This window comes from Paenibacillus sp. FW104-T2 (assembly GCF_058789975.1).
In genome coordinates this window covers 60,912-74,396 of the sequence record NZ_JBYTCE010000025.1, presented here as the reverse complement: position 1 = coordinate 74,396, position 13,485 = coordinate 60,912, and the positions used below count along the sequence as shown (strand labels likewise).

The 13,485-nt window shown below is 41.2% G+C and carries 8 protein-coding genes; 1 reads left to right on the top strand and 7 read right to left on the bottom strand.

Annotation, left to right across the window (positions count from 1 at the left end; genetic code table 11):
- The 5 genes from AC3WQ3_RS24975 to AC3WQ3_RS24955 form a co-directional block, all read right to left on the bottom strand.
- On the bottom strand, window positions 1-291 hold a 291-nt coding region (locus tag AC3WQ3_RS24975), incomplete at its 3' end, for a hypothetical protein (protein ID WP_492473998.1).
- Between the two features lie 4 nt (window positions 292-295).
- On the bottom strand, window positions 296-2,374 hold the full coding sequence (locus AC3WQ3_RS24970; RefSeq protein ID WP_492473997.1) for an HAD family hydrolase: 2,079 nt from the start codon (window positions 2,372-2,374) through the stop codon (window positions 296-298).
- Window positions 2,371-4,398, bottom strand: coding sequence for a hypothetical protein (locus tag AC3WQ3_RS24965; protein WP_492473996.1), 2,028 nt, complete (start codon window positions 4,396-4,398; stop codon window positions 2,371-2,373). The genes AC3WQ3_RS24970 and AC3WQ3_RS24965 overlap by 4 nt, the downstream gene beginning before the upstream one ends.
- A 72-nt stretch (window positions 4,399-4,470) precedes the next feature.
- Complete coding sequence (locus AC3WQ3_RS24960; RefSeq protein WP_095359877.1) at window positions 4,471-5,238, bottom strand: ABC transporter ATP-binding protein; 768 nt, start codon at window positions 5,236-5,238, stop codon at window positions 4,471-4,473.
- 9 nt (window positions 5,239-5,247) lie between these two features.
- Window positions 5,248-6,033, bottom strand: a complete 786-nt coding sequence (locus AC3WQ3_RS24955; protein WP_095359878.1) for an ABC transporter permease — start codon at window positions 6,031-6,033, stop codon at window positions 5,248-5,250.
- A 589-nt stretch (window positions 6,034-6,622) separates the two neighbouring features.
- Between AC3WQ3_RS24955 and AC3WQ3_RS24950 the strand changes: the two genes are divergently transcribed.
- Window positions 6,623-8,614 carry an O-antigen ligase family protein gene (locus AC3WQ3_RS24950; RefSeq protein WP_492473995.1) on the top strand — a complete coding sequence of 664 codons (1,992 nt, stop codon included), beginning with the start codon at window positions 6,623-6,625 and terminating at the stop codon, window positions 8,612-8,614.
- A gap of 99 nt (window positions 8,615-8,713) precedes the next feature.
- On the opposite strand, the gene galU is transcribed toward AC3WQ3_RS24950, so the two are convergent.
- Both galU and AC3WQ3_RS24940 read right to left on the bottom strand, forming a co-directional pair.
- Entirely contained in the window at window positions 8,714-9,592 is an 879-nt protein-coding gene (galU, locus tag AC3WQ3_RS24945) for a UTP--glucose-1-phosphate uridylyltransferase GalU (RefSeq protein ID WP_492474000.1), read from the bottom strand.
- A gap of 78 nt (window positions 9,593-9,670) precedes the next feature.
- Window positions 9,671-13,456, bottom strand: coding sequence for a DEAD/DEAH box helicase (locus AC3WQ3_RS24940; protein ID WP_492473994.1), 3,786 nt, complete (start codon window positions 13,454-13,456; stop codon window positions 9,671-9,673).
- Between the last annotated feature and the right edge of the window lie 29 nt (window positions 13,457-13,485).

The following is a 13,485-nucleotide window of genomic DNA, read 5'->3' as shown; positions in this document are numbered from 1 at the left end:
ATCCAAATCATCCAGATTTATTTTTTCTTTTTCAAAAAATCTTGTGAAGTAATCATTAGTATTATCTAACAAATCTAATTTTTCTTGTCCCTTAATTTCATGGCTATGATATACAACAACTTCATCAAAAAATAAAGAATACATCTTGGAGTGGATAGGAAACTTTTCAACTAAGAAATTCGTAGTTAATAGTATAGCTTTCTTAGATTTGTGATAAAGTAATTTGTGCACCATTGATTGTAATAATTGATAAGAACTAATTGCATGATATAAAATAATAGAATCACTCATTTCTTTATAAATTCACTATGTTTAAGATATCCCCTATAGTTTCAGTACGTTGATTCGTATAGTCAGCTCCAACACCTCTTGAAAATGCAGTTTCACTAAAAAATCTTCTAAAGAATTCCACGTTTCTAGTTACCATCCTAAAAGGTAGATAGGCATCATACCCAGGAATATTATACATATAACTGTGGTTTTCAAAAAACTCGTTGTACATTGTTGAGAAGTCCATGATGCCTTGATGTATTTTCTTAATCACATCATAGTTTTCGACTTCAGGTATATCGAATTCAAAATTACTGTTGACATCAAAACCAGCAAAAGAAGGATAGCATGCCTGTGTAAACAACTCAAAGTATACATTGTTAGTGTTTTTGTTAGTGTTCAAATGCGAATCAAACAATTCCCTATTATAAAACCGAGAAAACATGTAAGTTTCTGTTTGATTTTTCATTAATTCATTTATATTAGCAGCTCTACTCCAACTAGCGCTTGCTGCGACCAAGCTCTTCACTTCGCAGTTCATTTTCCATTTTTCTTCTACTAAATGCTTTATGCCCATTGCTCCGGTTCCTAGCCATCCAACGTCAATAACAGCAACTTTTTTACTTTCCCCAATAACATTTATAAAGTAATCCTCAAGAACTTCATTCTCGCCCATATATCTTTCTATAACAACATCCCAATTTTCTATCAATAAATTTTCAAGTTGTTTTACGTTTCCCTTATTAATTATCTCCTCTTTCCTCAAACCAAAATCAAGAAGTCTTTTTTCGAGAGTAGATAAGTTGAGGGATTTAAGCAGATCCTCTACAGTAATATCTATAACATTTATTGCCTTATGAGTTATCATTCTTGTCAAAAAATCGTCCCTGTTAACATCCGCCGTATACTTCGTATTTGCAATTCTGGACCAGAATACATATTCATTCGGAACATCGTTAAACAAGTTATTGAAAACTTTCTGATATATATCTCCATCTCTTGATAAGAATAATACTTTGTCTACTTTATTTTTTTTGACGTATTCATGAATCCAATTACAATATCCAAACACATATAAACCACCGTAGATAAATCCATACTCGTAATACGGGTCATATTCCTTTATACCATTATGCAAATGAGCATTAACAATGCCTGCATAAGCAGAACCCACTAAGTCAGACATACCCTCTGTTCTATATTGCCGTCCAGCATCATTAACATTCTTATAGTAAATTGCGTCAATACCAACCTTTTGCGCACTTTCAATATCAGGTACATAGTTGTCACCAATGTGGACAACTTTATTAAAATCACCAATTTTTTTAAGAGCAATTTTATACAAATTTGTATCTCTTTTGCTACAGTTATAATCACAAGATACAAATACTTCTTCAAAACCGATGTATCCACATTTGTTTAGTATCTTCCTAATCATACTTTCATGAAGATACATATCTGATGTCGCAATGATCCTTTTTCCTTGAGCCCTTAATATATTAAAAACCCGAAGCATATAAGGATTGGCAAAACATAAATCAATTTCAGTCTCTAATTCTATTTGAACTCCATAATCTTTATTAATTCCCGTCCTTTTTTCAATGATTTCGTAAATATCGAATATAGTTACTTCTCTATTTCCTTTTAAGACTGCTGCATTATCCCTAGCTTGAACTTCAGCATTTATACGTATATTACTGAAATCAAGATAGTTATGCTTTTCGCCTAAGATCATGAACAGAGCCCTAGGATCGTCCAATGGCCGGAGTACTAAAGTGTCAAATATATCAAAAGAGATAACATCATAGCTCAAGAGATCTCTTGCAAATATATGAGGTGGCTTACGTTTAAGCAGGTTTGATTCTGCTCCTTGGAGATATGGAAGTCTTACTCTTTTTTCTGGTAACTTGTGGAGTGTGACCTCAGAGGGTATTTTTAATAAGCGGTGCTTAAAATTAAGGTTACCAAGATACAACCATGACTTCAGCCTGTGTTTCCTATGAAGCTCCTCATTATTCCATCTATACTGTTGATATTCTTGCAAAATATGTGGATTTCTTTCAACTGCATAGTAGAACATTTTATCCTTAATTTTTTTTATCACCTTGACCACTTCCTTAATTTTCTCGAAATATATTTATATACCTTACCAGGATTTCGTATTCCTTTTATGATTCTTTCTCTTATAAACCAATCAAACTTGTAAAACACTTCAAAATGTACTTGTATTCTTCCCTTTTTCACGTCTTCTACGCTTCCATATACTATAAGGGCATTCTTCCACAGGTTTTTTCCAGCATCCAGATTAAACTGCCGTTTATGATTAACATAATGTTTTAAATTAACAGAAGTCACAAATGATTGTGTATCTTGGGTGTCTCCTATTCCAACCGAAGTTGATAAATGACTAAATTCCATAAGATCGTCATAGTCTTTCCTATTTATAAATTCAAAATAGTCGTTAAGGCATTCGCTCACTTCAATATTTTTTATATATGGATAATATTTTTTATATAAATCTGTCGCTTTAATAATACCTTTCTCAATTTGAACTAGATGATTTTGGGATTTATCTTCTTGCTTAAAGCGAGGAATTATTATTCCCTCATTGTCTTCAAGTTTAATTAAGGAACCCTGCGGGGCAGAGAAAATAAATTCAAACATCATTACATTATCCATTATCATTTTTTGGTATTCTCTTGGCTTTCCTAGTTTAAAGGCGTAACCTTCAACGTTACTTTTGATATCGGCATAAACATTGTCAGTAGTGCCCAAATAATATCCCACTACCTTTTTTCCTGTGATATCCTTTATGGCTTTATGAGTCGAACCTCTCCAGCCAATATCTACTATATTAATTTTCTCAAAATCCAAAACTCTATTTTGGTTAAGATATTTAATTAATATCTCTTTTTCCCTCTCGAATATCCTGATTACTTCCGGGTAAAGTCTATCTAAAAGTTTTTTCATTTTCTCTCGCTGCATTTCACTTTTGATCTCATCTTTAATACTAGAGAAGCCATACTCATATATGAGAACTGAGTATTTGTCTATATCTAATCCAATATTATTAAATATTTCGTCCAAAGTTATTTTTTGACCAAGTGCTGGGTTAAAAGCAGTTAGCAAATCTAGTGCGTCTTGCCGATTCATATTTAGAATATTTGGGAGTTGATAGACACGCCTTGAAGCATGTAAGTACTTTCCTGGTGGGAGATCTAAAATAACATCCCTCAATTTTTCGTAAATTTTATAAGGTATATATCCATCTCTTGATAAAAAATGAAGATTGTCCAGATCATTTTTTTGAACATTTCTTATCAACCAATTGGTGAATCCCCAAAATATAGATGATACAGTATATATGCCGAATTTTTCCCAATAATCGATTTTTCCGGAGGTTCCTACTTCATTGATTTGTATTGCCTTCATAATTGAATACTCAATACTATATGAACCTCGGACAATGTTCCTTTCTCTTAATGCCTTATAATAATAAGTATTAATTCCAAAATTCATCGCAACTTTACAATCCGAAATATAATTATCCCCAATATGCAACCAAGATTTTTTATCTATATCACCCATTTCATATATGTAATGGTATAGACTACCTGTACCTTTGCACTTCTCTACTTCATTAGATACAAATAATTTAAAATCCTTATATCCGAGATTAACGAGTAGCTCATAAATAAAAGTTTGAGGGAGATACATGTCAGAAATAAAGTAAAGTGATTTCCCCTTGGAAAGGGCATAATTGTATATTTTTTTCATCATTGAATTAGCAATAGTGAATTCTGTTTCTGTATCTAACTCTATTTTTTTTATATATTCCAAGTCTACATTTTTCACATATGTCTTGAGTTTTAAATAAATCTCATCAATTGAAATATCCTCTTTTGAAGACGCGATTCGCGCTGCTTCCTCTGATTTGATTCTCAATTCTTTGAAATTGTTAAAGACTATTCCTTCTCCTGATATTTTTCTTTGAACAATTTCAAATATATCAATAGGATAAAGTACATTCCTTAATACAGCAGTATCGTAAACATCAAAGGAAACCGTTTGATGCTGATCAACTAGATTATATAATACTTTCATTTCCTCTTCCAAAATCGTATTCATTATATCGTTCCCCCAAAGCACATTAAGTTTTTATATAAAACCCAGTGCTCGTCTTTCTAATTAAATATTTCATTAGATCGTTCTCGAACGCTTGCCTTCCGGACCACTCATGTACTTTTTGTAATTCTCACAAACTAGTGAGGAATCCCCGTACTCTCTTATTTCTCCATTTTGAAGCCAAACGACCTTTTCCGTCAGTTCCTGAATTTGATCCAAACTATGTGATACCAGCAATACAGTTTTACCACTATTGATCATCTCTTTCATCTTTGCTGTACTTTTATCTCTAAAATTTTGGTCACCAACACCCAGAATTTCATCTACAATAAGAATATCCGGATTGATCTGGGTAGCCACAGCAAATCCTAGTCGTGCACGCATCCCTGATGAATAGTTTTTAACGGGTACATTAATAAATTCACCTAAATCGGCATATTCAATTATCTCATTAAATTTTTCATCTAAAAACTTCTTGTTTCTTCCTAGTATTGCGCCATTCAAATATATATTTCTCGTTCCTGTAAGGTCTGGATCAAAACCAGCACCTAGCTCTAATAAGGGAGCAATAGTCCCATCTACAATAATTCTCCCTGATGTAGGTTTTATAACTCCAGATATCAGTTTCAATAGAGTACTTTTCCCAGCACCATTGTGACCTATGATTCCTAGACGTTCACCTTTTTTCACTTCTAAGTTCAAGGTCTTTACCGCATGGAATTCTTTGTACTTTATTTTTCTTTTTACAAATTTGACAAAGAACTCTTTAAAACTGTCAATCTTCTCTTCAGTCAGTTTGTAAGTCATTGTTACATTTTCAATTTTTATTGATAGTTCCTCCATGTCATCACCCTATACATGCAATATAAATTTATGTTGATTCTTTTCAAAAACGAAGAGTCCAATTACTAAACTTAAAACTCCAGCAACAAAACAATACACTATATTATCCAATTCAATAGGTTGTCCGTAATAAACGATTTGTCTAAATCCACTGATAAATTGATAGATCGGATTCAGTTCCAGTATAAATCTGTATTTTTCCGGAACAATATCTGCTGGATAAAAAATTGCTGAAAAATACATTAGAGTCATGACAAACACACCATAAAGATGTTCAACATCTCTGAAAAAAATTGTTATTGTTGAGAGCATTAAGCTTACACCCGTCGTAAAAATTAAAAGTAATACCAGATATAACGGTACATAAATAAAATTAATGGTTACATCTGTCCCTGTGATAAACATAACAACCAGTAAATCGATCAGTGATATTAAAAAAATTATAAATTCTGCCAAGACTTTAGAAATTGTAATCAAATATTTAGGAATATAAACTTTTTTTATAAGGTCAGAAGAATCCACGATAGACTTCATGGTTCCATTAGTGGCTGTTGAAAAAAATTCAAAAACTAACCTAGCAGAAATCATATATAGCGGAAAATTGTCAATTTGATTCCCAAATAAAGACGAAAAAATCAAAGTAAGTATAACCATCTGCAGCAAGGGATTAAGGAGGCTCCAAAATATGCCTAGTATAGATCCCCTGTACTTTTTACTAATGTGGTTACGGGTTAGTAATGCTAGAAGATAGTTATACTTTTTAAAATTATGAAAGTAAACTGAATATTTATCCATATTCCCACCTTATAAAAATCGTATTTTAGAATGGAGAATCCAACGTGGAATTAGCCTCAACAAATCGAATTGTGCTAAACTATTGTCGTATCTATAAAAAAAGGAGAATCATATCTTGTCGAATCCAGTATACGGAAAACAAAATAAGACCTCGAGTAAAGAATCAATCGACTCACCTTTATCATTATTGCGGCTCTTAACCATAGGGCTCTCCTTACTTTTACTCTGGTCTACTTTCCAAGTTGCGTTATTCAATGGACAATTACTTCAATTTGAGGGCCCCATTTATTGGGCAGTAGCAATTACGGCTGTACTATTTATAATTTGGACAGCTGTCTATTGTAAGCGAATCGAGTTGAAAACTCAGCAAGACTGGCTTAAGTTCGCCGTTATTTTACTTCCCCTTACCTACGTAGTGTCACTTATTAGTGCAGCATCTGATTATTTGGCTGTAAATATGGTCCTAGTCCAATGTATTTACGCCATGATCTTTATAATGGCTATGTATATGCTCAAAAATCACAAAATTAATCATATCATACAATCTTCCTTAATAGGAATTGCATATGTAATTGTCGGATTTGGTCTATTGAATTGGTTTGGTGCATTCAGCTTCGCCGGCAAGCTGGTTGGATGGTTCTCTTCAGGTGTAGTCAATGGAGTTTACAACCAGGCGATCTGGAATGATGCCAACGGTCCGCGGCTTGCTTCCGTATTCCAGTACCCGAATACATACGCAGCGTTCTTGATGGCTTTTCTGTTCATTAGCATCTTTAGCCTGATCCGTACAAAAAAGGTTTACATGCAGTTGGTCCATGGCTTCATGCTTGTTCCCATCTTGCTATCCCTGTTGCTTACACTATCGCGGACAGGACTTGTAATGATGCCAATTGTGTTCGTGATCATCCTGTTATTACTTAAACCAGCAAAACAAATCTTATGGTTCATTTATCTTGCCATTTCGGGAATTGGTACGATTGCCATCCTGAACCCGGTCAGTACCGCTGGGCTCGAATTACAACAACAGTTCTCTACTGGACTTGCAACTAAGGGTTGGATCTATCTGATTGCCGCATCCCTCGTTGTGGCATTCATCATCTGGTTGATCCAACGTTGGCTCGCTACCAAGATGGAGATGAAACTACAAACCTGGGGTAAACGCAAAGGCTCAAGCCTCTGGATCCCGCTTGGCTCAGCACTACTTGCCATTATTGCAGCAGTACTTCTGTTAGGTACCAGCGTTCGCAACATTTTGCCGGACAGCATCAGTACGCGTCTTGAAAACATCAACTTCCAACAGCACAGTGTTCTGGAACGACTCACTTTCTACAAAGATGCCGCCAAGGTTATTACAGACTATCCTTTGATTGGTGCTGGCGGTGGCGCTTGGACTGCACTATACGAAAAATATCAAAACAATCCTTATGTAAGTGCCCAAGCACATAACTTCTTCATGCAGTATCTGGTAGAAGTCGGATTCATCGGATTTATCACTTTCATGGCATTTATTCTCTACATCTTCTATCAATACGTTCGCAGCTACTTGCGAAGAGATGAAAGCGAAAGAGAGTCTCATTTTATATTTTTCATTTTGTCTATGACTATTCTGGTACTGAGTCTACTCGATTTCAATATGAGTTATGTTTTCATCGGCATGCTGGTGTTTATCGGATTTGGAGGTATGGCAGCCGCAATTGAACCACGGCCTGTTAAACGTTTGAAGATAAGCCCATCTGCTGCACGAGGGATCTATACCGCGATCGCCGGAGTATTAATCATCATACTATTGATTGTATCCGTCCGCTTCTTGCAAGCAAATCAATATGCAAAAGAAGCCAAGGAAGTTGCGCAAACCAGCCAATCCTTTGAAGAAATTAAAGCTGCACTTGATAAGGACTTGGCAATACGTAGTACACACTCTGACTCTCTGTTGACGCTAGCTTCACTATATCAACAAGGTTTCCAACAGACACAAAATGAGCAGTTCTATACGGCAGGCGTAGATCTGCTGCAAAAAGGACTACAAGCAGAGCCGTACAACAAAAGTATGGTTAAACAGCTGATCCAGCTCTATGAGCTTAAAGGTGATAGTGACCAAGAATACGCTCTCCAAAAAGAATATGCCAACAACTATATCTGGGATATGGATTGGTATGAAACACTGATCAGCCGCTCATTCGATCTTGGATATCAGGCACTCGGACAAGGCGATACAGCTAAGAAAGAATCCTACTTCACATCTGGTTTGGATGCTTACCAACATGTTGTTGATGGCGTAGAACATCTCAAGACTCTCCCTGAAGGACAGCTTCAAGGACAGCCATTCGAGCTTACTCCAACAATGATTCTGAATGCAGGAAAAATGAGATACATGTCAAACGATTCTGCCGGAGCTGCAACTATCCTTAAGAATGGAATTGCTGAGGATCTTTCCGATGCGTCCAATCGTGAAATTGCTCGTTGGTACCTTGCCGCTCTGGCAAAGGATGGACAACAGGATCAAGCGGTATATGATAAGCTTATTGCTGTTGCACCGAATGAGGCCGACGAAATTAAACAGATTGCTGAACTGAACTTCTAACAAAAAAAGTGTCCTAACGATTCTACTAATAATATTTTACACTAAAAAAGGTTTGCCCTAGATGGGCAAACCTTTTTTCTCTAATCCTTTAGAAGCAAGTTAATTCGACGACACAATCTTCTTCAGGTAGTCCAACAAATCGTCACGCAAATCCGGGCGCTGAAGCGCATAATGAATAGTCGTCTCAATAAAGCCTAGCTTCTCCCCAACGTCATGACGCAGACCATCAAAATGATAGGCAAGGATCTGCCGCTGGTCATTCAAGCGGGACAAGGCATCCGTTAACTGGATCTCCCCTCCGACACCGGCAGACTGCTGACCAAGAATATCGAAAATATCGGGTGTAAGAATATACCGTCCCATGATGGCTAGGTTCGAAGGTGCGTCTTCCGTCTTCGGTTTCTCGATTAAACGGCGTGCACGGAATACACGATCATCGGTAGGAGATATGACCTCTCCGTCTACGATTCCATAACGGGATACTTCGCTCCAGTCGACCGGTTGTACCCCTACGATCGGGGATTGCAGCTCGTCATAGACCTCAATCATCTGCCCCAAACAAGGCTGCTTGGATTCCACGATGTCATCCCCGAGGAGGACAGCAAACGGTTCGTTCCCAATAAACTTGCGAGCGCACCAGATGGCATGGCCGAGGCCCTTCGGTTCTTTTTGCCGGATATAGTGGATATCTGCCATATCAGAAGGTTTGCGAACTTCGTTCAGCAAATCCCACTTCTGTTTGCCTGCCAGATTCTGTTCCAGTTCAAACGAATAATCGAAATGGTCCTCGATGGCCCGCTTCCCTTTACCTGTAACGATAATGATATCTTCAATACCTGAAGCTACCGCTTCTTCGATAATGTACTGAATTGTCGGCTTGTCGACGATGGGCAGCATTTCCTTCGGCATGGCCTTGGTTGCAGGCAGAAACCGGGTACCCAGCCCGGCAGCCGGAATAATGGCTTTGCGGATTCGCAGCAGAACCCACTCCTTTGCTAGATAGAGTCATATTTTAATATATTTAATGATGGAAAACTCCAATATGATTGGACTTCATTATACCATCAACAGCTCTCGGATATCCTGCTCAGATAAGGTGGTTGATCCCCCATCCCCCGGTTCGATCACTTCCGCAATCAGATCCTTCTTCCGCTGCTGCAATTCCAGAATCTTCTCTTCGATCGTACCTTCCGTAATCAGACGAATAACCTGAACGACTTGCTTCTGCCCCATCCGATGGGCACGTCCAATAGCTTGCTCTTCGACTGCGGGGTTCCACCACAGATCATATAATATGACGGTATCTGCACCCGTTAAGTTCAGCCCAGTACCGCCAGCTTTCATTGAGATCAGGAACAGCTCGCCTTCCCCCTCGTTGAATCTGCGGCACATGTCGACGCGGCTCTGAGACGGTGTCTGGCCGTCCAGATAGAACAGATTCCTGCCCTGCGCGGCCAGTGTCTGCCGAATCAGATTCAGCATGCTTGCAAATTGGGAGAAGATCAGGATCCGCTTGCCTGCCGCGAGACAATCCTGAACCGTTTCGAGCAGCTGCTCCATTTTGCCTGAGTCTCCCTGGTAGCCATCCACAAACAGAGCCGGGTGACAGCACAGCTGACGTAAACGGGTGATGCCTGCAAGTATTTTGATCCGATTCTTCTGGAAACCGTTCTCTTCCATATCCTTGGATGTCTCATCCTGAAGCTGGGAGAGGTAGGCGGCATACAGTTTCTTCTGCTCCACCGTTAGCTCAGAGCGCTGTACCGTCTCAATACGATCCGGCAGTTCTTCGAGCACGTCCTTCTTCAGGCGGCGGAGAATGAACGGACGAACCATCCGGGCAATGCGCTCCGGCGGCAGGTCTCGGAATCTGCGATAGCTTGGAAACAGACCGGGAAATATCGCTTCAAAAATGGACCACAGCTCATCCAGCGAGTTCTCTACAGGCGTTCCTGTGAGCGCAAAGCGCCGCGGTGCCTGAATCTGCTTGACGGCCTGTGCCGTCTGAGAGGAAGAATTTTTGATCGCCTGAGCCTCATCCAGAATAAGCGTATGGAATGTTCTCCCCAGATATGTTTCGAGATCTCGACGCAGCAGCGGATAGGATGTTACTATTACATCCGCCTGGTCCATGTCAGCCAGCATATTGGCTCGTTCTTCTTTTTGCCCTGCAGCGATAAGAACGCGTAAATGCGGGGCAAAACGCGCAAATTCATTCGCCCAATTGTAGGTCAACGAAGCAGGTGCGACGACAAGCACAGGGGGATGGGTCGCTTGGCTTTGAATGGTTAAGCCATCCTGCGATATTCCCGATGCATGGGAATTCCCCCCCAGCCCTACCAGAGACGCTTCATCCCATGGCAATCCGGTTACAGGATCAATCCCTGAATAAGCAGGCTCTGAAGCACCCTCTCGCAGTATCCCATTTTTCCCGTAACGATCTGATCTTCCAACATCTCCGTCTAAAATCGGGTTCTCACTTAGTTCAGCCGTGATATACGCGATACTTTGCAACGTTTTGCCAAGTCCCATATCATCTGCCAGGATCCCGCCAAAACGATAATAAGCGAGTGTGCGCAGCCACTGATATCCACTGGCCTGATAATCCCGCAGCACGGGAGCGAGTCCGTTCGGCATTGCAAAATCCATCCGCTCGGGATCACGAAGGTCATCCAGGAAACGCTTCAGGGAACCTCCCCACTTCACATGTCCAGAAACCTCCTCCCGGCCCGGAAGCTGTAACGCTCGAACGGCTGGCAGCCGAATGTGGCTGCCTTTGATATCGTCCGCTCCCAGTCCCAGCGAATCCGCCATGTGGGCGAAGCTGTCTGCTCCTTCATTTTCAAGCGATAGAAAGACACCGCTGCGCAAGCGGAAATACGGTTTCTTTTTCACAATGCTGCGCATGATTTCTTGAAGTTCCTGCTCGTTCACGCCTTCCATTTCAAACGAAATCTCCAGCCAGTCCAGTCCTTTCCCGAGATCTGCTCGAACTTTGGGAGGGGTGGGATAGGATGGCATCATGGCCTTCACGGCATTCGGGACATAGATGTCCACCTGTTTCTCCAATTCAGGCACCAAATGATACATTACATCATAGATGGCATCTTCACGTTCACTTGCCCACACGCTGCCTTCCCGTTCCAGGAAGGAACGATCCAGTCGCTCAATAATGTTTCGCTCGGCATGGCGATCACGCACCAGGATAACCTTTTTCTCTTCTTCATCGATCAGATACTCCGCCAGCGGGTTAATCACCATTACACCATAATCAAACTCCAGACGCGCAGTGATCCGTTCCCGGTAAAAATCAATGTAGAGCTTCGGCGCCAGCTCCGGCTCAGCAATTCGTTCACGCACCTGGGCGTCGATCGACAGATGTCCAAGCGTACGCAGTTCCGGCACCACATGCTGCACGAACTCATCGACTTGCTGAGATGAAATGTCGATGCTTTCCTTAATCCCATACGAAGTGAGCGCCCTGCTCAAGTCTTCCAGACTGCGCATCTGCATCGGCTCCAGCATGTGAAGTTGTCCTTCGACCACAGCAGCATCATAGGCCGGAAGAAGAATCAACTCGCGTAAACCTGAAATCTCGAGCTGATACCCCTCATTGTCCCCCTGGGCAATCCGATAAAACAAAGGCAGTGCACCTTCACCCAACGCGAGCGGTCCGTTCGCGAGTCCGGTACCTTCCATCCGGCTGTCGGCCTGAAGCAGCAATTCCAGCAGCGGTTTCCACACCAGCGGCGCAATCAATATATCCCGGCCATCCGAAGCACCCAGATAACCGGAGATGGATTCACGATACGCTTCCTCGCTCTGCCTCATACGAATCAGCATGGATAGAATCTCCTGATCCTGGGGGCTGAAATAATGCATGGAAGGATCATAGAAAAACAGTTTGGTAAACGACATCGGCTCGCCCTTCTCGACGCAGTTCAGGAATTGCTTCACCTTTTGCACCACGTATAGCCGTTTACTTCCGACCTTAAGCTCCAGCGCGAGCTTGGCTCCCCCTTTGTGAACCTGAACGAGCTTGCATATAAACTGAACCTGAAGCTCTTCTCGCAGCGATGAGCGGGTGACAGGTGCCGTATATTTACGTTCCCCCGCATGTAAGGGACTGCGTTCCTTGGCAAAGATGGACAGAATCTGGTCAGCTGTGCGATACGAAGGCTTATCTGCCGAACGACCCCACCCCGGGGCTGAGCTTGGGCGGCCTGCCTGGGCAAAATGGGCAACCGGTTGATGATCCGCATCAGCAGCGGAATTAAGCCCGAAAGCGGAGGTTCTATTCTTTTGTGCAAAAGAATGAGATGTTGTACTCGTACTGGACTCCGTATACCGTTTTGTACTTGGACCTTCGTGTCGTTCCGGATTGTAATCCCTAGCCGAGTCTAAGATTGAAGGAGAGTTGGGACGCTCCCACTCCTTCTCTTCCACCAACGTACCTACCCTGGAAGCGGAGCCTTTACCGAACCCAGAAGGATTCCCTGAAGAAGGTTTGGATGACTCCCGAGAACTACTGGTACCGGCAGCTTTAAGCTCCTGCTGCTCACCCCATTCATGAATCGCCAGCAGAACTGCAGCGACATGTTTGCAATAGTCATAATACCGGCCATCGCCTGGACAGGTGCAGCCTGCCTCAACTTCCCCTTTTTCGTCCAAATCCACCTTCACCTGATATCGTTCCGTGCCACGCACCATGGCTTCATAATGACGCTGATCGTCACTTACAATCAGATTGCTCACCCTGCCGGACTGGTTATAGGCTTCCCCTCGTTTAAATGCCGTGACCCCGCACAGCAATTTGATATCCATCATGGTGAATGGCGCCACGTATTTCGCCTCCTTATGCGTTCTGACGG

Excerpts from the sequence above, each read along its gene's own strand:
- AC3WQ3_RS24965 (WP_492473996.1), bottom strand. The coding sequence starts at position 4,398 with ATGAATACGATTTTGGAAGAGGAAATGAAAGTATTATATAATCTAGTT.
- AC3WQ3_RS24960 (WP_095359877.1), bottom strand. The coding sequence starts at position 5,238 with ATGGAGGAACTATCAATAAAAATTGAAAATGTAACAATGACTTACAAA.
- AC3WQ3_RS24955 (WP_095359878.1), bottom strand. The coding sequence starts at position 6,033 with ATGGATAAATATTCAGTTTACTTTCATAATTTTAAAAAGTATAACTAT.